The following is a 20,276-nucleotide window of genomic DNA, read 5'->3' on the forward strand; positions in this document are numbered from 1 at the left end:
AATTTGCGTCATGTCACGCTGGTCGCTAAAATCGCGTCACTGCCTGAAAAATGAGCCTTTAGCGTGAAATTAACCCCGGTCGAACATGCACAGCTGAACTGGAATGAACAGGGTACACCTGTTTCCCGAGCGTTTGGTGACGTCTATTTCTCCAACGATAACGGTCTGGAAGAGACCCGCTATGTCTTCCTCGGGGGCAATCAGTTGCCGCAGCGCTTCGCTCAGCATCCGCGTGATGTGCTGATTGTGGCCGAAAGCGGTTTCGGCACCGGTCTCAATTTTCTCACGCTGTGGCAGGCTTTTGATGCGTTTCAGCGCCAGCAGCCGGACGCGATTTTAAAACGTCTGCATTTCATCAGCTTTGAGAAGTTTCCGTTAACGCGCGCCGACTTAACCGCCGCGCATCAGCACTGGCCCGAACTGGCCCCGTGGGCTGACGAACTGCAGGCGCAGTGGCCCGCTGCCCTGCCCGGCTGCCAGCGTCTGCTGTTTGATGGCGGCCGCATCACGCTCGATCTGTGGCTGGGTGATATTAATCAGCTGATGAGTACGCTGGATGACAGCCTGCATCGTCAGGTGGATGCCTGGTTCCTCGATGGCTTTGCGCCGTCGAAAAATCCCGATATGTGGACGCCACAGCTGTTCAGTATGATGGCGACGCTGGCACGGCCGCAGGCGACGTTTGCCACTTTTACGGCTGCCGGCTTCGTGCGGCGTGGATTGCAGCAGGCGGGTTTCAGCGTCACCCGCCGGAAAGGTTTCGGCCCTAAACGCGAGATGCTGTGCGGCAGCCTGCAATCAGCACCGCCGCTGCCTGCGACGCAGCCGTGGTATGCCCGACCCGCCAGTTCGTCGCGGGAAGCGGCGCTGATTGGCGGCGGCGTGGCCAGCGCCAGTTTAGCGCTGGCGCTGCTGCGGCGCGGCTGGCGCGTGACGCTCTACTGCGCCGATGAGGCACCGGCGCTGGGCGCGTCCGGCAACCGTCAGGGCGCGCTCTATCCGCTGCTTAATCAGCACGATCCGGCCATCGCCACCTTTTTTCCGGCGGCGTTCAGCTTTGCCCGCCGCCTCTACGATCGGCTGCCGCTGCCTTACGAACATCACTGGAGCGGCGTGTTGCAACTCGGCTGGGACCAGAAAAGCAGCAAAAAAATTGAACAGATGCTGGCTATGGGGTTACCTGACGACATTGCCTGTGCTGTTGATGCTGGCCAGGCAGAAGCGCTGGCGGGGGTGACGCTCGGCTGCGGCGGGATTTTCTATCCGCAGGGTGGCTGGCTGTCACCGGCCGAACTGACCTCGGCGATGCTGGCCCATGGCGAGACGCAGGGCTTGCGGATCCACTGGCTGCACCGCGTAACCGGGCTGGCGCATGACGGTGAACAGTGGACGCTGTCGTTCAGCGATCGTCCGGCGGTGCGCCATCCGACGGTGGTACTGGCGAATGGTCACGCCATCAGCGAGTTTACCCAGAGTGCGCCTCTGCCGATCTATCCGGTGGCAGGCCAGGTGAGTCACGTTCCGTCGACGCCGGAACTGAATGCGCTGCAGACCGTGCTCTGCTACGACGGCTACCTGACGCCGGTCAGTCCGCAGTTCGCTACGCACTGCATCGGTGCCAGCTATCATCGTGGCGAAACCGCCACCGCGTATCGGCAGCAGGATCAGCAAGAGAACCGCAGCCGTCTGCAACAGTGCCTGCCCGACAGTCGCTGGACCGACACGGTAGACATCAGTGCGGATGAGGCGCGTGTTGGGGTGCGCTGTGCGACCCGCGATCATCTGCCGATGATCGGCAGCGTGCCGGATTATGCCGCCACGCTGGCGCGCTACGCCGATTTACCGGCACAGCAGGCGGCGGGCAGCGCGATCGCTGATGCTCCTGGCTTTAACGGTCTGTATCTGTTTGGTGCGCTCGGTTCACGCGGATTATGCAGCGCACCGCTGGCGGCTGAAGTGCTGGCGGCACAGTTGACCGGCGAACCGCAACCGGCAGATGCCGCCACGCTGGCTGCGCTGAATCCGAATCGTTACTGGGTCCGAAAATTGCTGAAGGGTAAACCGGTTTAAGCGGGGTTGCGGGCGGCATGCCGCCCTGTACCGTTATGCGGAGAGTTGACGAGCCTGGACAAACAGGTTGTCCCACATTCCGACCACTAAGGCCTGATCACGCGGCGACAACTCACCGGCGGCAATGGCATTTTGCAGACTACGGGTAACCTGAATCTGCAATGCTTCCGGCGTATGTTCGCCCAGTTGTTCGACTTCAGCGACCGCCAGCGTGAGGTGTCCACGCAGATAACCGCTGGCAAACAGCTCATCGTCACTGGCATGCTCAACCATGTCGTCAATCAGGGCCAGAATACGCGCTTCAAATTCTGCGATCATCTCAATTCCTCTTTTGATAATGCCTTGCTGCATCACAGATCGTCCGGCCAGGGAAACTGCGATGCGCTTAATGAAGGCCTGCCATAAAATTCCGCCAGGGCGGCAATAAAACGCGCGGGACGAGCGGGAATGCCCGACGTCAGATAGCTCATGACCTGAGCATGTACCTTACGCTGGAACGCAATGCGATCCGGCTCACAATCCCCGTCGAGATTGTCACAACTGACGTTGAAGGGAAAGCCTGCTGCAACACAAAACATCCATTCAAGCGCCTGCGGCTTCACTTCAACGGCTTCAAACTGACTCTGGGTGAGCGCATCGCGGCCATCCGGGCAGTACCAGTAGCCAAAATCGACCTGTTTGCGGCGCGCTTCACCGGCGATGCACCAGTGAGATATTTCATGCAGGGCGCTGGCATAAAAACCGTGGGCAAACACCACGCGGTTCCACGGCGACTCTGCATCTGCCGGAAGATAGATCGGTTCGTCGTCGCCTTTAATTAGACGGGTCTGAAATTCATCGCTAAAGCAGCGATCAAACAGCGTAATCAGCTGAGTGTAATCGTGTGTTGTGCTCATTGTTATCACGTAATAGTTACGGGTGCAGCGTGGCGAACCACGCCAGAACGGCGCTGCCGTGGCTGTCCCACAGCAATTTAACGCTCATGACGGCGGAGACGATCACCACCATCGGACGGATCAGCTTTTGCCCGCGGGTCAGCACCAGGCGTGCGCCCAGTCGCGCCCCGCAGAACGCGCCCAGCATCATGATCAGACCGGTTCCCCACACCACTTTGCCGCCAAACATAAAGAACAGCAGGCTACCGAAGTTGGAGGTGAAGTTAAGGATCTTGGCATGCGCCGTCGCTTTAGCGAGGTTGTAGCCACAGAGGGTGACAAACGCCAGTGCATAAAAAGAGCCGGCGCCGGGTCCGAAAAAGCCATCGTAGAAACCGATGCAACCGCCGCCCACCAGCGCATAAGCGATGCCGTGCAGGCGACGGGCGCGATCTTCTTCACCAATCCGCGGCATCAGCAGAAACCACAAACCGATAGCAATCAGAAACAGCGGCAACATCTGGCGCAGAATGTCCGCCTGCAGACGCTGAATCAGCACCGCCCCCAACACCGAACCGAGAAAAGTCATGGCGATATTCAGCCACTGCTCATTCAGCTTCACCGCACCGCGCCGGATAAAGTAGAGGCTGGCTGAGAATGACCCGCCCACCGACTGTAGCTTGTTGGTCGCCAGCGCCTGCGCCGGGGAAAGCCCGGCGGCCAGCAGCGACGGCACGGTCAACAGACCGCCGCCGCCGGCAATGGAGTCAATAAAACCGGCCAGCATGGCGACAAAGAACAGCAGCCCGACCAGCAACGGGCTGATCACGAACCAATCCATGTGATCCCTTACAGTAAATGTTTATCCAGCAGCGCCTGACAGGCAGGCGGCAACGGTGGAGGTTCGCGTTTCACAGGCGCACCGCTACCCGGTTTTTTCGGCAGGAACCAGCTCTGCAACTCTGCGCCACAGCCATCACCCGCCGGCGGCGCAGGCTGATCTTCACAGCCGATGCTGCCGGCCGGACAGCGCAACCGCACATGCATATGGGCGCGATGGGCAAACCACGGGCGCACTTTACGCAGCCAGTCTCGATCCGCGCCAGCATCGGCACACAGCTGTTTCTTGATCGCCGGATTGACGAAGATGCGCGTGACGTCATCGTCTTTCGCCGCCAGCTTAATCAGACTGTCGATCTCCGGCTGCCAGTGACGGGCAATGACGTTTTTATCGCCCGGCCCCACCAGATCCAGCGGCTGCGGCTTCAGCAGCTGCTGCGCACTCCAGCGGGTTTTCGGCAGTTGCAGCCAGATATCCACATCCAGTCCGGTCTGGTGACTGGCGTGGCCGCTACTGAAGCGCCCACCTGCTGCCATGCCCATGTCGCCAATCAGCAGGTTACCCAGCTGCAGATTATGCACCTGGGTGCTGAGACGCTGAATGAACTGGATCAGATCGGGATGGCCGAAGTAGCGCCGCTGGTCCTGACGCATCACCTGATAATGAGGTGAATTCAGCGGCAGCGCCTGGGCACCAATGATACAACCGTTTGCAAAGCCGCCGACCGACTGCGGGGTACCGCTGATCGGCTGCTGGATTTGTTGCCATGGCGTGGCCGCCAGCATCGGAGCGCTGAACAACAGCGTGCTAAGCGTAAGCAGAAGCGCTTTCATGCGATCACCAGCGCGGCACGGGGCTGTTAACGTCCCCATTCTGCGCCCGCTGGCGCAGCAGATGATCCATCAGGACGATCGCCATCATCGCTTCGGCGATCGGCACGGCGCGGATCCCGACGCAGGGATCGTGACGACCTTTGGTGATCATCTCTACTTCTTCGCCGTCGCGGGTGATAGTTTTGCCCGGCACGGTGATGCTGGAGGTCGGCTTCATCGCGATATTGGCGCTGATGGTCTGACCGCTGCTGATGCCGCCGAGGATGCCGCCCGCGTGGTTGCTCTGAAAGCCGGTACGGCGAATTTCGTCACGATGCTGGCTGCCACGCTGATTAACCACCGCAAAGCCATCGCCAATTTCGACGCCTTTCACCGCGTTGATGCTCATCAGCGCGTGGGCCAGGTCGGCGTCCAGACGGTCGAACACCGGCTCGCCCAGACCCGGCGGCACGTTTTCCGCCATTACCGTCACTTTGGCACCAATCGAGTCACCCTCTTTTTTCAGGCTGCGCATCAGTTCGTCCAGCGCGTCCAGCTTGTCTGCATCCGGGCAGAAGAACGGATTTTGTTCGACGATCTCCCACTGTTTCAGCTCACAGGCGATATCGCCGATCTGCGCCAGATAGCCGCGCACCACCACGCCGTGCTTCATCTGCAGATACTTTTTGGCAATCGCACCGGCAGCAACGCGCATCGCGGTTTCGCGCGCCGACGAGCGGCCGCCGCCCCGATAGTCACGCTGACCATACTTTTGTTCGTAGGTGTAATCGGCGTGGCCCGGACGGAACAGATCTTTGATGGCACCGTAATCCTGGGAACGCTGATCGGTATTCTCAATCAGCAGGCCAATGGAGGTACCGGTGGTCACGCCCTCAAACACACCGGACAAAATTTTCACCTGATCCGGCTCGCGGCGCTGAGTGGTATAGCGCGACGTTCCTGGCCGACGACGATCGAGATCGTGCTGAATATCTGCTTCGGTTAGCGGAATGCCCGGCGGCACACCATCAACAATGCAGCCCAGCGCAAGACCGTGGGACTCGCCAAAGGTGGTTACTCGAAAAAATTGTCCGATGCTGTTTCCGGCCATTGTGGTTCCTTGTTACGGTTCGGCGGGCGATGCTTCGCCCCACTTTTAGTCTTTGTAAAAAGAGAAATGATGCTGTGCGTCGACGATCTGCTGACGGGTCAGCATAAATACGCCATCGCCGCCGTTATCGAACTCCAGCCAGGTAAACGGCACATCGGGATACTGTTCCATCATGTGCACCATGCTGTTGCCGACTTCGCAAATCAGCACGCCCTGCTCGCTCAGATACTGTGGCGCACAGGCCAGGATGCGGCGCACCAGCTTCAGGCCATCGCTGCCTGCCGCCAGTCCCAGTTCCGGCTCGTGGTGATATTCGCCCGGCAGATCGTCCATATCTTCCGCATCGACATAAGGCGGATTGGTGACGATCAGATCGTATTTCAGCGCCGGTAACTCGCGGAACAGATCGGCGCGGATCGGCGTAACCTGCTGCATCAGACCATGTTCTTCGATGTTCTGCTCGGCAACCGCCAGCGCATCGCTGGAGATGTCGACCGCGTCAACTTCAGCGTCAGGGAACGCATAGGCGCAGGCGATGGCGATACAGCCGCTGCCGGTGCACATATCCAGAATGTGGCGCGGTTTCTCGCTGATCAGACCGGCAAAGCGATTCTCGATCAGTTCACCAATCGGTGAACGCGGCACCAGTACCCGCTCATCGACATAAAATTCGTGGCCGCAGAACCAGGCTTTGTGGGTCAGATAGGCGACCGGAATGCGCTCATTGACGCGGCGAATAACCCGCTCGACGATCAGATGACGCTCACTGGCGGTCAGGCGCGCGTTGCGCATCTCTTCCGGAATATCCAGCGGCAGCCAGAGGGACGGCAGGACCAGTTGAACGGCTTCGTCCCACGGATTGTCTGTGCCATGTCCGTACCAGATTCCGGCAGCGGAAAAGCGGCTGACCGCCCAGCGCAGCATGTCCTGAATGGTGTGCAGCTCGTTCACTGCCTCATCGACGAAAATTTTGTCCACGTAGCCCTCCGCAGGCCATTTGCTAAATCGGCCGATAGTGTGCCATGAAGCCGGGGAGAATTCAGCGCAGCAAGGTGAAAAAGCTGACATTTAATGACACTTAACGGTAAGGTATCGCCATCTGCTGTCTGACAGCCTTTTCTGATATGACCGGCCCGCCATGAGTAAAAAAACGCCCTTGAGCCAGGATGATAAAGCGCTGTTTCGGCAGTTAATGACCGGAACGCGCCAGCTAAAACAGGATACCTTTGTGCACAAGCCGCGGGTGAAAACCCGCGAGGTGCCGGTAAAACGTCTGCTTTCAGAGCAGGCGGATAACAGCCATTACTTCTCGGATGAGTTTCAGCCGCTGCTCTCAACCGAGGGGGCGACGCGTTATGTGCGCGCTGACGTCAGCCACTTTGAATTGAAAAAACTGCGGCGCGGCGACTATACGCCAGAGATATTTCTCGACCTGCACGGCTTAACCCAGCAGCAGGCCAAGCAGGAACTGGGGGCGCTGATCGCCGCCTGCCGCCGTGAGCATCTGTTTTGTGCCAGCGTGATGACCGGCCATGGTAAACATGTTCTGAAGCAGCAAACGCCGCTGTGGCTGGCCCAGCATCCGTGGGTAATGGCTTTTCATCAGGCACCGAAGATGTTTGGCGGCGATGCCGCCCTGCTGGTGCTGATTGAGATTGAGGAGTGGCAACCGCCTGAATTGCCCTGAGAGGAAGGGCCGACGTTTCGGCCCACAGACGTTAAATCGCTTTTGCCAGTTTGCGCGGACTGACCTGCCACAACAGTTTGCCTTCACTCTGTGCCGGATCAAACTCGACGCAGGCGATAGCGGAAGTGGCGAACATTGGCGGCGCTTCCTGCGGGCAAAGTTCAGAGACTAAATACCCCACCAACGGTAAATGTGAAATCACCAGCGCGGATTTCACCCCTTCATTTGCCAGGGTTTGCAGATAGCACCCCACCAGCCCCGGGTCGCCGCCCGGCGTTAATTCAGGTAACACTTCCTGGCCTTCAGGCAGAGGAAATGCCTCACGTACCGTGGCGAGCGTTTGCTGCGCACGCAGGTAGGGACTGACCAGCACACATTCTATGTCCGGCGTCTGACTGTTAAGCCAGTTCGCCATCTGGCGTGATTCATCACAGCCGCATAGCGTTAAAGGCCTGACTGAATCACTTGCTGCTTCCAGAGCTGCATCGCCGTGACGCATGATAAAAACTTGCATAAAGCACCGCTGTTGTTTGTCGACATCGCCCGACGCATCGCGCCTGACTCTTCACTCTGCGAATGAACGCTGTGTTGTACCCTAATGGCTTCAGTATAGTCAACCGGTTGTTTATTAAATAAGCACTTCTCAGATTCCTGCTGCGGCGCACACTCTGGCGACGCTTTTCTAACCCGCTGAATCGGAGTGGGTATTCCATTTCAGCCAGAAATGTAAAATTTCGTCTATTCTGCGGCGGCCTTAATCAGCGCTTCACACGGCGCGAAACGTTCGCCATGTTGCTGCATTAGCCGGGTTAATCTATTGACCTGCTCCGCCGCGCCCGATTGTTCCATATAATGGAACGGACCACCGAGAAACGGCGGGAAACCGATGCCGAACACCGCGCCGATATCGCCATCCCGAGCGCAGCGAATCACCTGCTCATCCAGGCAGCGCGCCGCTTCGTTCAGCATCATCATCACGCAGCGTTCGGCTATCTGCGCCTCACTCTGTCGCGCCTGCGGCGTGATTTTCAGTAGGGCATAAAGCGATGCATCCGGCTTTTTACGCTGCCAGCGCGGCTGATCGTAGCGATAGAAGCCTTTGCGGTTTTTACGCCCTTTGCGGCCATCATTCAGTACCGCCTCAAACGCAGCAGGCGCGGCAAAACGCTCGCCGTAAGCCTGCTGCAGAATCGGGGAAATTTTGCTGCCGACATCAATGCCGACCTCATCCAGCAACTGGAGTGGACCGACCGGGAAACCAAATTTCACCAGCGCACGATCGATATGCTCAATCGGTTCACCTTCCAGCAGACAGCGCATCGCCTCATTTATATAGGGTGCCAGAATCCGGTTAACGTAAAAACCGGGCTTATCCGCCACCACAATCGGCGTTTTGCCCTGGCTGCGCGCCAGTGCCACGATCGTTACCAGTGTTTCGCTGGAGGTATTCAGATGGGGAATGACCTCCACCAGCGGCATTTTCTCTACCGGGCTGAAATAGTGCAGTCCGATAACGTTTTCCGGCCGCTGCGCCCCGGCAGCGATATCCTCAATCGGCAAGGAAGAGGTGTTAGAGGCAAATATCGTCTGCGGCTGACAGTGTGATTCAATCTCACGCACCATCTGTTGCTTGAGCGCCAGATCTTCAAATACCGCTTCAATCACCACATCACGCCGGGCGAAGCCCTGATAATCAATGCCGCCGGTGATACGGGCCATCTGCTGCTGACGCTGAGCCGGGGTGATCTGACGGCGTTTAACCTTTTTGCTCAGCAGCTCCCAGCTGGTTTTCAGCGCATGGTTTATCCCCTCCAGCGAGATATCCTTTATGCGCACCGGTAACCCGGCGTTGATGGCACTGACGCTGGCGATACCGCCGCCCATCAGGCCGCCACCCAGAATACCGATGTTGTGGACCGGGCGCGGCGTCGCGTCGCCACCCCGTTCTTTTTTCATCGCGGTGGTTGCGAAGAACAGACCGCGTAACGCAACCGATTCTGGCGTCATAGCCAGCTCACCAAAGGCGCGGGCTTCAGCATCATGTCCGGCACGGCTGCCCTGCTCCAGTCCAATGCGCACCACGTCAATAATGCGTTTTGCCGCCGGGTAGTTGCCCTGCGTTTTGGCGGCGGTCTGGCGACTGGCCAGCGCAAACAGCGCCTGACGCGCAACCGGTCCCTGTAGCAGGCGATCGCGCAGCGGCAGCGTACGGGCGCTGGCCTTGCCTTTTTTCACCCGTGCGATAGCGGTCTCCAGCAAAATCGCCTGCGGCACCGCATCATCAACCATGCCGAGTTTCCGGGCCTGTTTCGCCCGCAGGCTTTTACCGGTCAGGATCAACGGCAACGCCTGCTGCACGCCGATCAAGCGGGGTAACCGCTGCGTGCCGCCTGAGCCGGGCAATAAGCCGAGCTGGACTTCCGGCAAACCAAGGCGGGTTTTATCATCCAGCGAGCAGATGCGCGCATCGCAAGCCAGCGCCAGCTCAAGCCCGCCGCCGAGGCAGGCACCGTGAATCGCCGCCACTACCGGGAAAGGCAAGGCGGCAAGCATCGCCATCACTTCCTGTCCCTGTTTCGCCAGCGCTTCAGCATCTGCGGCACTCTGACAGCGATCGATCATGCTGATGTCGGCACCGGCGATAAAGTTGTCAGCTTTGCCCGAAATCAGTACCAGACCGGCCAGCTGAGGATCGCGCCGCGCCTCGGCAATAATGGCAGCGATCTGGCCAGCAAATTCCGCTTTAAGGGTGTTCATCTTCTCGCCCGGCACGTCAATGGTTATGACGCCGACGTGATCCAGCCGCAGCTGTAAATGAAAAGCATTCTGCTCCATTATTCGGCCTCCAGAACCATTGCCGCACCCAGACCACCGGCCGCACAGGCGGTAACCAGTCCTAATCCTCCCCCGCGCCGCCGAAGTTCGTTCAGCGTCTGGGTGATCATTCGCGCACCGGTAGCGGCAAAAGGATGGCCATAGGCGATCGATCCCCCCAGTACGTTAAAGCGCTCTTCATTCACCTCACCCAGCGCATGGGGACGATTCAGCACTTCGCGGGCAAAGCGCTCATCCCGGAACAGTTGCAGGTTACTCAGAGTCTGAGCGGCGAAAGCTTCATGCATATCAATCAGCGTCAGATCGGCCAGCGTGATGCCAGCGCGGTCCAGCGCCACGGGCGAGGCGTAGGCCGGGCCCAGCAGCATATCCTGCTGTACGCCAATCGCGGTAAAGGCATAGCTGCGCAGATAGCCAAGCGGTTGCAGTCCCAACTCACGGGCGCGCCCTTCACGCATCAGGATGACTGCTGCCGCACCGTCCGTCAGAGGCGTACTGTTGGCGGCAGTCACGCTGCCGTGCTGGCGATCAAACGCCGGACGCAGCCGGGCATAATCTTCAGCTTTGGCATCCATCCGCACGTTATTGTCCTGATCGATTGGCTTTTTCCAGGGCGGCACCAGCGCCGCCATCACTTCCTGTTGCAGCACGCCCGATTGCCATGCTTTGGCGGCATGCTGGTGAGAACGCAGCGCCAGCGCATCCTGTGCCTGACGACTGATACCGTGGCTTTTGGCCATCTGCTCGGCGGTGTCGCCCATTCGCAGTCCGGTTGAATACTCGGCCACCGCAGGCGGCACCGGTAGCAGATCACGCGGGCGCAGACGACGCAGAATCTGTAATTTTTGCGACAGGCTGCGCGCTTTATTGAGATCAACCAGGGCTCGCGCCAGGGTTTTGCTGACGCCAATCGGCAGCACCGATGACGAATCAGCACCACCGGCGATGCCGGCAGAGATGGTCCCGGCCAGTAAACTTTCACAGACGTTAGCCACCGCCTGAAAACTGGTGGCGCAGGCGCGGCTGACGCTGTACGCGTCGGTATGGACGCTGAGTCCGCTGCTGAGTACGATTTCGCGCGCAATATTCGGCGCTTCGGGCATCTGCACTACCTGACCAAACACCAGCTGCTCAATCACGTCAACCGGCAGTTCGCTGCGTGCCATTAATTCGCTGACCACCATCCGTCCCAGTTCTACCGCCGGAATGCCATGGAAGCCGGTCGCCTGGCGCAAAAAAGGGGTACGTAACCCGTGGGTAATCGCGATGCGTTCGCCATCGCGCGTCAGCAGCGGCTGCGCTTTGCTCATTGTTCTCACCTGTGAATCGGGACTGTGGCATCATTGCCCAAAGAGGTCTGACCTGATCCCAGTGTTAACCACAAGCGGGTGAGTCGCCAATATCGAAAGGGAAAAATTGCGAAGGGAAACACGAAAATGAAAAACGCCGCTCTGGAAGCGGCGTCTGGCGGGTTAGCGTAAACCGAGCTGGAAAATCAGGGTTTCTGCCTGGCAGCAGAAGGTGAAATCGATATCGAGCTGTACTCCCTGGTCCACATCGCTGAAGCGAGCCTCAATCAGGCAAGGGTCAGACTCAACTTCACGCGCACGTTCGGTCAGACTGGCCAGTTTTGCTTCAGCATCAGCGCGCTGTGCAAACCACTCCGACCAGCTGGCAGTGCAATCGGTATTATCCATTACCGTGCCGACATCGACGCAACAGCAGGCTGCCGTTTCGGTCGCACTGCATTTTTTAATGGCATCAGTCATCATTTTCTCCTGACGATAGTCTGGTGGGATAAGCAATTTTATGCGCCAGATTTTACCTCTTCGGTTAAAGATGCGCCATCAACCTGTAGCTAAGTGACGAATATCACAATAAAATTTGATCCAGAACAAACTGGACTGGTTATGCTGTGCTGCGTCGGGTCAGTTTTGTTACGCAGATCGAATTTTAAGCGATCAATCCTGAAATATTTTAAAAACAATATTGCAACATGCACACAGGTCGGACCTATACTCTCCGCACTGGTCTGATATGTGCGATTTACATCAGTCCCTACAATCCGCCGTCCCTTGTTACGCGACGTAATAACGTTAAATAATAATTCACATGAGGTTGTGGTCATGAACCATAAAAACCTGTTTGCAAAGTCAGCCGTGGCGGCTGCAGTGGCGCTTGTCTCTTCACATGTTTACGCAGCTGGGTTTCAGTTAAATGAGTTTTCTTCGATTGGTTTAGGTCGCGCATATTCAGGCGAAGGCGCAATGGGCGATACCGCCGCGTCCGCCAGCCGTAACCCGGCAACCATGGCGTTAATGGATCGCCCGGCGTTTTCCATCGGGGCGGTGTATATCGATCCGGATGTAAATATCAGCGGACGCAGCCAGAGTGGCCGCAGTCTGGATGCAAATAATATTGCCCCGAGCCAATGGGTGCCGAATATTCATTACGTCCAGCCAATTAATGATCAATGGTGGATTGGCGCGTCTGCCACCTCCAATTACGGCTTAGCAACAGAGTTTAATAATGGTTACACCGCTGGCGGCTACGGCGGTAAAACCGACCTGATGACCGGCAATTTTAACCTCAGCACCGCTTACCGACTGAATGAACATTTCAGCGTCGGGGTGGGATTTGATGCGGTCTACGCCAAAGCAAAAATCGAACGTTATGCCGGTGAATCAGGCGCAGCGTTACGCATCCCGGCGGATACCCAGGTCGCCCATCTGAAAGGTGATGAGTGGGGCTACGGCTGGAACGCCGGTATCCTGTATGAAGTAGATGAAAATAACCGTTTCGGCTTTACCTACCGCTCAGAAGTCAAAGTTGATTTTGATGGCGATTACAAAAGTAATCTCCCTTCTGCGCTGAACGCGGTTAATAATCCGCAGCAGTCCGGCATCCCTTTTGGCACCAACGGCTCGACCATTCCAGGCGCGCTGACCCTCAACCTGCCGGAAATGTGGGAAGTGTCGGGCTGGCATAAAGTGGCACCGCAGTGGGCGGTTCACTACAGCATGGCTTATACCAGCTGGAGCCAGTTCCAGGAGCTGAAAGCGACCGGTTCCAACGGTCAGACCCTGTTCTATAAAGATGAAAGTTACCGTGATGCCTGGCGTATCGCGCTCGGGACCACCTACTTCTACGACAAGAACTGGACCTTCCGTACCGGTATCGCCTTTGATGACAGCCCGGTTCCGGCAGATAAGCGTTCGATCTCCATCCCGGATCAGGATCGCCTGTGGTTAAGCGCCGGGACCTCCTACGCGTTTGACGACAATGCTTCGGTCGATGTGGGCATCTCTTATATGCACGGCCAGAACGTGACGGTCAAAGAAGGCCCGTATACCTTTAATTCCGAAGGTAAGGCCTGGCTGTATGGCGCGAACTTTAACTATAAGTTCTGATGCGCAGAGGCCAATAAAAAGGGCGACTCACCGGAGTCGCCCTTTTTGCTGCTATAAAAACCGCACCTTACTGCGCGTCAATATCCTGCAGATCGTCCTGAATCGCGGCTGCGTTCGGGTTCTCTTCCGGTTTGAGCTTGCCACCGCGCGCCAGGAAATCGTGACGCTGGAAGTAGGCGTTGCGAATAAAGGCGTATGGATCGCTTTGCTGTTTGAGGATGGCATCCGAGTCGAGCAGCTGTGCCCGCGTCTCAATCCCTTCCAGCGTCCATTTACCAATCGACATCGGCCAGGTCAGCCAGCCGAGAATCGGATAGAGGGTATCGACGTAGTCGCCACCATCCTGACGGACGGTAAAGCTGCCGTAAGCCGGCAGTTCAACGTAAGGACCATAGCCGACGCCATAGTGGCCCAGCGTGGTGCCGAAACGGTGCGGCTCTTCACGCGCCAGCTCCGGATTAGCTTTACCGGCCACATCAATGAAGCCGCCCAGCCCCAGCACGCTGTTCAGGAAGAAACGGGTGAAGTGAATACCCGCATCACGGCCGTTACCGACCAGAATGGCGTTAACCATGCTGGCGGGTTCTTCGAGGTTACCGAGAAAATTACTCAGGCCGGTGCGGGCTGGCACCGGTACATAGTCGCGCCAGGCGACGGCTACCGGGCGAAGCACATAGGGATCGAGCACGTTGTAGTTAAAGTTGAACATCGTGCGGTTAAAGCCTTCGAACGGATCGCTGCGCTGAGCAGGTTCGTCATTCGCCGGCTTCGAACTGGCACAACCCACCAGAAGAACGCTGGCAACAGCCAGGCTGGTCAGGCGATAATTCATTCCAATCTCCCTGTGCGGATGAAAAAAAGTCTGCTCACCCTTCAGGCGGCAGTCCATTAACGAACCTGCATACCCTCAGCATAGCTAACTTTACGTCAGCCTGGGGTGAGACAGGATCTGCCTGAGCGTCGTCGGATCCCGCGCTCAGGGCTGCTGTTGATTTATTTCTACTGCCATCTGCTGATGGCCGTCCCAGGGCATAACCGCACTCAGGCCAAACCAGTCACCCGAACGCGCGTTGGCACTGCCGTCGCGGGAAATGCGCGCCCGCACCTGAAGCTGATGCTGCGCCGACAACAGGCGATCCGGCATCATCGCATTGCTGTCATCCAGCGTCAGCGATAACGGAAAGTGGCTGAGCGGCAGGCGTTTTACCGCCACCGGCACCGGCGAAACACCGTCAGTGACAGAAATATACAACACTCCGCCTTGCGGTAATATTTTTTCTGCCTGCGGCGTCAGGCTGATACTGAGTGCCAGCTGGCTGCTCTGTTGCCCGGCCGCGGTTTTGGCCTGCTCAATGCTGCGGGCGATCATCACACGCCGCTCATCGTTAGCCGGTAACAGCGTCAGCAGCGTTTTCCAGGCATCAATCGCCTGATCATATTGCTGCTGCTCGAAAGCATTAAACGCCAGCAGGCCCAGAGTACGCAGGTTGTGCCGATCGGCCTTAAGCAATTCGTGCAGCAGCAGCGCCGCCTGGCGATTATCCTGCGGATCGCTGGAGCGGGTCAGCACTTCGGCGTAATCCTGCTTCAGGCCGGGATCGTTAGGTGCAAGCTGCAAAGCCCGTTCAAACGCCTGGCTGGCGATGCTGGCGTTATTCAGCACCATGCCGAGCCGTCCCAGCATGGTCCAGTCGTTAAGGTTGTCCGGTTCCGACTGCAGTGCACTGCGCAGCCCGAGCTGCAACCGCGCCAGCTCCTCCATCGTCAGCGGCTTCGCCGCCGGGTCCATCAGCCGTGCCCGTAAGGCAGGATAGTCCTGCTGCACCTGCATCCAGCCGGTCAGCTGCGCCAGGCCGCCGACTTTCAGATAGGTCCCCAGCGACACCAGCAGCAGCACAATCAGGCCGGGCAGTAATATCCAGCGGCTGCTGCTGTGCGCCTGTGCGGTCTGGGTGGGCGGAATATCGGCCAGCAGCGTCTGTTGCAGCTCCCGCTCCATGACCGGCCGCTCCGCCACCACGCCCTGCTCTTCATCTTCCGCCAGTTCGCTCAGACGCTGATGATAGAAGCGCTGATTGAGGCGATCGCGATCGCCAGCGCTGGCTTGCCGCTGCCGCCAGCCTGCGGCAAGGAACAATACACAGGCTGCCAGCAACAACAGTAAAAGGGTGATCCAAAATGCACTCATTACGGCTTCCTGTCTGACTTCAGTAGCGCATCAAGACGCTGTTGTTCATCTTCATCCAGCTCGCTGCGGGTTTTACGCTGGCGACTGCGCAGCACGATAACGCATCCGCCCAGCAGCACGAACAGCGCCGGTCCGACCCATAAAATCAGGGTAGACGGCGTAACCGGCGGCTGATAAGTGACGAAGTTGCCGTAACGCGCCACCATGTAATCGATAATTTGCTGACGGTCCTGGCCCTGCTTCATTAGCTGATAGACCTTGAGTCGCATATCCGCCGCAATCATCGCGTTCGAGTCGGCGATGCTGTTGTTCTGGCATTTCGGGCAGCGCAGCGAGGCGGTCAGATCGCGGTATTGTTCTTCCTGCGCCACTGAATCGAACTGCAGGGTATCGATAGACGCCCACAGGCTAAAGCTGAACAGCAGCCCACAGACCAGCAGTAACAGACGCCTCATGCTCCCGCCTCCTTACTGTATTTGATCCACAACGGCTTCACTTCCTGCTGCCAGACGCGCTCATTCAGATCGCCTGCATGGCGATAGCGGATGATGCCTTTGCCATCGATCAGGAAGGTTTCTGGTGCGCCGTAGACGCCGAGATCCAGCCCGAGCATCCCGTTGCCGTCATACAGGCTGAGCGCATACGGGTTACCCAGCGTATTCAGCCAGCTGACCGCTTTGTTGCGATCGTCTTTGTAGTTCAGCCCGACCACCCGAATGCCCTGCTCCGCCAGGCTATTAAGGTAGTGATGTTCGGCCCGACAGGTCGGGCACCAGGTGGCCCAGACGTTAAGCAGTATCGGTTTGCCGTCGGTCAGCACCTGCTGATCGTAAACTTTACCCGGCTGATCGAGCGCTTCCAGCCTGAACAGCGGCACCGGCTTGCCAATCAGCGCCGATTCCAGTCGGGTCGGATCGTCACCGTCGGCATTGCGCGCCAGCTGCCACAGCAGCGCCGCCGCCAGCAGCAGAAACAGCACCAGCGGGATAAACAGGATTTTCTTATTCATGCCAGCTCCTGAGGGACCGTTTTTTTGCGGGCGCGATAGCGAGGATCACACAGGCAGAACAGGCCACCCAGCGCCATCAACAGGCCGCCGAACCAGATCCAGCGCACAAAGGGTTTGTAATAGATCCGCACTGCCCAGCCACCATCATCCAGCTCTTCGCCTAACGCCGCGTAGAGATCGCGGCTGAAACCGCCGTCAATCGCCGCTTCGGTCATCATGGTGCGTGCGGCAGTATAAAAACGCTTTTCAGCCTGCAGCGTCGCTTCCGGTTTGCCGTTGCGCGTCACGTCGATCACACCTGAACCGCCGCTATAGTTAGGGCCCTGCAGGTTCTGCACACCACGAAAAACAAAGTGGTAATGATGAATGTCCACGCTGTCGCCGGCCTTCATCCGCACATCGCGCTCTACGCTGTACTGGGTGCTGAAGGCAATGCCAATCACCGTTACGCCCACGCCAAGATGGCCCAGTACCATGCCCCAGTGACTGCGCGAGAGATGACGCAGCCCGGCAAAGAAGGTATGGCGATGGGTGGCGCGCTCATGCAGTTCCAGCAGCGTCAGCACAATGATCCACAGCGACATCATCAGCCCGACCACAGTCATGGCGGCAATACGATCCTGTAACCACCACGGGATCACTATCGAACCGGCCAGCGTCACGATCAGCGCCAGCGCCAGTCGTTTCGCCAGTTTCTGTGGCTCGTCACGACGCCAGCGCACCAGCGGTCCAATCCCCAGCAGCAGGGCAAACGGCGCCATCAGCCAGCTGAACATGGTGTTAAAGAACGGCTCACCCACCGAGATGCTGCCCAGTCCGAGCTGCTTATGCACCAGCGGCAACAGCGTGCCGAGCAGCACCACCAGCATGGCGGCAATCAGCAAGACATTGTTACCGAGCAGGAAAGATTCCCGTGACCAGGTTTCATTCTGCACCCGGCTACGCACTTTTCCGCCCTTGATAGCGTACAGCAGCAGCGAACTGCCAATCACAATCACCAGGAAGGCGAGGATAAACATGCCGCGCGCCGGATCGGAGGCAAATGAGTGCACCGAAACCAGCACCCCGGAACGTACCAAAAAAGTCCCGAGCAGGCTGAGCGAAAAGGCCGTAATCGCCAGCAGCACCGTCCAGGCTTTAAAGGTGCCACGCTTTTCAGTGACCGCCAGCGAGTGCATTAACGCGGTGCCCGCCAGCCACGGCATGAACGAGGCATTTTCTACCGGATCCCAGAACCACCAGCCACCCCAGCCCAGTTCGTAATAGGCCCAGGCCGAACCGAGCACGATGCCGATGGTAAGAAACACCCAGGCCGCGGTGGTCCATGGGCGTGACCAGCGAGCCCAGGCGGTGTCGAGCCGTCCGGCCATCAATGAGGCAATAGCAAAGGCAAACGCCACCGAGAATCCGACATAGCCCATATAGAGCAGCGGCGGATGGAAGATCAGACCGATATCCTGCAGCATTGGGTTCAGATCGTGTCCATCAATCGGGAAATCGGGCAAGGTGCGGCTGAAGGGATTTGAGGTCAGCAGGATAAACAGCAGGAAACCGAGGTTAATCATTCCCATCACCGCCAGCACGCGTGCCAGCGCATCCTGCGGCATGCCGCGACTGAAGATCGCGACCGCCACGGTCCAGGTACTCAGCAGCAGCACCCACAACAGCAGTGAACCTTCATGGGCGCCCCAGGTGGCGGCGATGCGGTAATAGATCGGCAGCAGGCTGTTGGAGTTGGTGGCAACATAGCTGACGGTAAAATCATTGGCAATGAAGGCCCAGACCAGCAGCAAAAATGCGGCTGCAATCAGCACGAACAGGCCGGCAGCCAGCGGACGCGCCATCGCCATCAGGCGGGCATCCTGGCGCACCGCGCCCCACAGCGGATAGGTGCTGAGCAGCAGTGCAATGCCCAGCGCCAGGCAGAGCAGAAAGGTTCCGATTTCCGGCATCATGATGACTGTTTTCCCGGCTGATACAGCGACTGCGGGCCGTTGTGATTTTTCTTCATCGCGTCTTCAATCTCCGGCGGCGTATATTTTTCATCGTGCTTCGCCAGCACTTCTTTGGCGATAATCCGGTTGCCAGTCTCCAGCACTCCTTGCGCGACCACGCCCTGCCCTTCTCTGAACAGGTCCGGCAAAATCCCTTCAAAACTGACGCTCACCACGCCGCTGGCATCATAAAGTTTGAACGACACCGCAAGCGTGTTGGGATCGCGTTTGACGCTGCCCGGCATCACCATGCCGCCGACACGCAGCCGTTGTCCCGGTTCCGGAACTTCATGCGCCTCGCCTTTGCCATACAGGATCTCACTTGGGGTATAAAACAGATCGATGTTCGAGCGCAGCGCATACATCACCAGCGCCGTGGCCAGGCTGAGGCCGATCAGAATCGCCAGCACGGCATACAGACGATTACGTCGACGGATATTCACAGGCTTTCTCCTGCCGCTTCAGCGGCGGCTTTTTTACTCTTCGCTGTCCGGATGCGACGTTCGCGCGCCTCGCGCTGGCGGATCTCTGCCAGTAAACGGCGTCGTGTCAGCAGGGTATGCAACACCAGACCGATCAGCGGAATTAAGGTGCAGGCGACGGCCAGCCAGACATAGAAGGCGTAACCGCCCATGGCGAAGAAGGCGTGCCATGACGAAAATGCCGGCGTCATGCTTTCTCTCCCTTGTTTGCCACGCCGATCGCCCACGGACGATGGCGTTCGGTTAATAAAATCAGATTACGTAACCGCATCAGGGTCAGGGTGAGAAACAGCAGCAGGTAACCGAGAATCGACCAGCGCAGCGGGGTGCGCATCACCGGCGCAATGGCCTGCTGCAGTATGCCGGACGAGCCCTGATGCAGGGTATTCCACCACTGTACCGAGAAGTGAATGATCGGCAGATTCACCACGCCAACCAGAATCAGGATACCGGCGGCACGACCGGCAGTACGGCGGTCATCAAAGGCGTGATAGAGCGCAATCACCCCCATATAGATGAACAGCAGCACCAGCTCCGAGGTGAGGCGCGCATCCCAGATCCACCAGGTGCCCCACATCGGTTTGCCCCACGCCGAGCCGGTAACCAGCGCAATAAAGGTGAACACCGCGCCGACCGGTGCCATCGCGGCAGAGGCCAGATCGGCCATCTTCAGCTGCCACACCAGTCCGCAAAAAGCGGCAATCGCCATCGAGGCGTAGATGCCCATCGACCACATCGCGGCCGGAACGTGGATATAGATAATGCGGAAACTGTCGCCCTGCTGATAATCAGCCGGTGCGTAACCAAATCCCCAGATCCACCCTAACAGCAACGACGCCAGGCCCGTCACGGCGAACCAGGGTATCAGCCGACCAGACCACTGATAGAGCCGCTCGGGTTTCCCCAGTTGATGTAACGCTTTCCACATATCAGCCACTCACATTTCGGTAAATTATGGGTCG

At 58.2% G+C, this 20,276-nt stretch carries 21 protein-coding genes; 3 read left to right on the forward strand and 18 right to left on the reverse strand.

What is annotated here, in order from left to right; translation table 11 throughout:
* Window positions 1-63: 63 nt before the first annotated feature.
* Window positions 64-2,070, forward strand: coding sequence for a bifunctional tRNA (5-methylaminomethyl-2-thiouridine)(34)-methyltransferase MnmC2/FAD-dependent 5-carboxymethylaminomethyl-2-thiouridine(34) oxidoreductase MnmC1 (gene mnmC, locus ABIB18_RS11275; protein ID WP_354474153.1), 2,007 nt, complete (start codon window positions 64-66; stop codon window positions 2,068-2,070).
* Between the two features lie 33 nt (window positions 2,071-2,103).
* On the opposite strand, the gene ABIB18_RS11280 is transcribed toward mnmC, so the two are convergent.
* Genes ABIB18_RS11280 through prmB form a run of 6 tightly spaced genes read right to left on the reverse strand, consistent with a single transcriptional unit; the run spans window position 2,104 to window position 6,687 of the window.
* Window positions 2,104-2,388 (reverse strand): YfcL family protein, encoded by a 285-nt coding sequence (locus ABIB18_RS11280; protein ID WP_010257960.1) that lies wholly within the window; start codon window positions 2,386-2,388, stop codon window positions 2,104-2,106.
* Window positions 2,389-2,420: 32 nt separating this feature from the next.
* A complete protein-coding gene (locus ABIB18_RS11285; RefSeq protein WP_031375923.1) occupies window positions 2,421-2,966 on the reverse strand; it encodes an elongation factor P hydroxylase in 546 nt (181 codons plus the stop codon).
* 16 nt (window positions 2,967-2,982) lie between these two features.
* Window positions 2,983-3,786 (reverse strand): sulfite exporter TauE/SafE family protein, encoded by an 804-nt coding sequence (locus ABIB18_RS11290; RefSeq protein WP_031375922.1) that lies wholly within the window; start codon window positions 3,784-3,786, stop codon window positions 2,983-2,985.
* 8 nt (window positions 3,787-3,794) lie between these two features.
* Entirely contained in the window at window positions 3,795-4,619 is an 825-nt protein-coding gene (mepA, locus tag ABIB18_RS11295) for a penicillin-insensitive murein endopeptidase (protein WP_069729005.1), read from the reverse strand.
* 4 nt (window positions 4,620-4,623) lie between these two features.
* Entirely contained in the window at window positions 4,624-5,709 is a 1,086-nt protein-coding gene (gene aroC / locus ABIB18_RS11300; protein WP_354474154.1) for a chorismate synthase, read from the reverse strand.
* Window positions 5,710-5,754: 45 nt separating this feature from the next.
* A complete protein-coding gene (gene prmB, locus ABIB18_RS11305; RefSeq protein ID WP_031375919.1) occupies window positions 5,755-6,687 on the reverse strand; it encodes a 50S ribosomal protein L3 N(5)-glutamine methyltransferase in 933 nt (310 codons plus the stop codon).
* A 160-nt stretch (window positions 6,688-6,847) separates the two neighbouring features.
* Between prmB and smrB the strand changes: the two genes are divergently transcribed.
* Window positions 6,848-7,396, forward strand: a complete 549-nt coding sequence (gene smrB / locus ABIB18_RS11310; protein ID WP_031375918.1) for an endonuclease SmrB — start codon at window positions 6,848-6,850, stop codon at window positions 7,394-7,396.
* A 31-nt stretch (window positions 7,397-7,427) separates the two neighbouring features.
* On the opposite strand, the gene sixA is transcribed toward smrB, so the two are convergent.
* From sixA to ABIB18_RS11330, 4 genes are all read right to left on the reverse strand, one after another.
* Window positions 7,428-7,910, reverse strand: a complete 483-nt coding sequence (sixA, locus tag ABIB18_RS11315; protein WP_031375917.1) for a phosphohistidine phosphatase SixA — start codon at window positions 7,908-7,910, stop codon at window positions 7,428-7,430.
* Window positions 7,911-8,134: 224 nt separating this feature from the next.
* Complete coding sequence (gene fadJ, locus ABIB18_RS11320) at window positions 8,135-10,231, reverse strand: fatty acid oxidation complex subunit alpha FadJ (protein ID WP_279856948.1); 2,097 nt, start codon at window positions 10,229-10,231, stop codon at window positions 8,135-8,137.
* Window positions 10,231-11,541, reverse strand: coding sequence for an acetyl-CoA C-acyltransferase FadI (gene fadI, locus ABIB18_RS11325; protein ID WP_031375915.1), 1,311 nt, complete (start codon window positions 11,539-11,541; stop codon window positions 10,231-10,233). Before fadI ends, fadJ begins: the two co-directional genes overlap by 1 nt.
* Before the next feature lie 162 nt (window positions 11,542-11,703).
* Window positions 11,704-12,000 (reverse strand): YfcZ/YiiS family protein, encoded by a 297-nt coding sequence (locus tag ABIB18_RS11330; protein ID WP_082097556.1) that lies wholly within the window; start codon window positions 11,998-12,000, stop codon window positions 11,704-11,706.
* A 357-nt stretch (window positions 12,001-12,357) separates the two neighbouring features.
* Here ABIB18_RS11330 and fadL point away from each other — a divergent pair, with 357 nt between their 5' ends.
* Complete coding sequence (gene fadL, locus ABIB18_RS11335) at window positions 12,358-13,641, forward strand: long-chain fatty acid transporter FadL (protein ID WP_279810000.1); 1,284 nt, start codon at window positions 12,358-12,360, stop codon at window positions 13,639-13,641.
* A gap of 67 nt (window positions 13,642-13,708) precedes the next feature.
* On the opposite strand, the gene mlaA is transcribed toward fadL, so the two are convergent.
* From mlaA to ABIB18_RS11375, 8 genes are all read right to left on the reverse strand, one after another.
* Window positions 13,709-14,473 carry a phospholipid-binding lipoprotein MlaA gene (mlaA, locus tag ABIB18_RS11340; protein ID WP_031375912.1) on the reverse strand — a complete coding sequence of 255 codons (765 nt, stop codon included), beginning with the start codon at window positions 14,471-14,473 and terminating at the stop codon, window positions 13,709-13,711.
* Window positions 14,474-14,617: 144 nt separating this feature from the next.
* A complete protein-coding gene (ccmI, locus tag ABIB18_RS11345; RefSeq protein WP_354474155.1) occupies window positions 14,618-15,829 on the reverse strand; it encodes a c-type cytochrome biogenesis protein CcmI in 1,212 nt (403 codons plus the stop codon).
* Complete coding sequence (locus ABIB18_RS11350) at window positions 15,829-16,284, reverse strand: cytochrome c-type biogenesis protein (protein WP_031375910.1); 456 nt, start codon at window positions 16,282-16,284, stop codon at window positions 15,829-15,831. The genes ccmI and ABIB18_RS11350 overlap by 1 nt, the downstream gene beginning before the upstream one ends.
* Window positions 16,281-16,838: a DsbE family thiol:disulfide interchange protein gene (locus ABIB18_RS11355; RefSeq protein ID WP_031375909.1), complete on the reverse strand. Its 558-nt coding sequence runs from the start codon at window positions 16,836-16,838 to the stop codon at window positions 16,281-16,283. Before ABIB18_RS11355 ends, ABIB18_RS11350 begins: the two co-directional genes overlap by 4 nt.
* Entirely contained in the window at window positions 16,835-18,793 is a 1,959-nt protein-coding gene (locus ABIB18_RS11360; protein WP_031375908.1) for a heme lyase CcmF/NrfE family subunit, read from the reverse strand. Before ABIB18_RS11360 ends, ABIB18_RS11355 begins: the two co-directional genes overlap by 4 nt.
* Complete coding sequence (gene ccmE / locus ABIB18_RS11365; protein ID WP_031375907.1) at window positions 18,790-19,275, reverse strand: cytochrome c maturation protein CcmE; 486 nt, start codon at window positions 19,273-19,275, stop codon at window positions 18,790-18,792. Before ccmE ends, ABIB18_RS11360 begins: the two co-directional genes overlap by 4 nt.
* Complete coding sequence (ccmD, locus tag ABIB18_RS11370; RefSeq protein WP_031375906.1) at window positions 19,272-19,505, reverse strand: heme exporter protein CcmD; 234 nt, start codon at window positions 19,503-19,505, stop codon at window positions 19,272-19,274. Before ccmD ends, ccmE begins: the two co-directional genes overlap by 4 nt.
* Window positions 19,502-20,242, reverse strand: a complete 741-nt coding sequence (locus tag ABIB18_RS11375; RefSeq protein WP_046288510.1) for a heme ABC transporter permease — start codon at window positions 20,240-20,242, stop codon at window positions 19,502-19,504. The genes ccmD and ABIB18_RS11375 overlap by 4 nt, the downstream gene beginning before the upstream one ends.
* Window positions 20,243-20,276: the final 34 nt, after the last annotated feature.

The organism is Pantoea sp. UYEF8, from assembly GCF_040546285.1.
Classification (GTDB): Bacteria; Pseudomonadota; Gammaproteobacteria; order Enterobacterales; family Enterobacteriaceae; genus Pantoea; species Pantoea brenneri.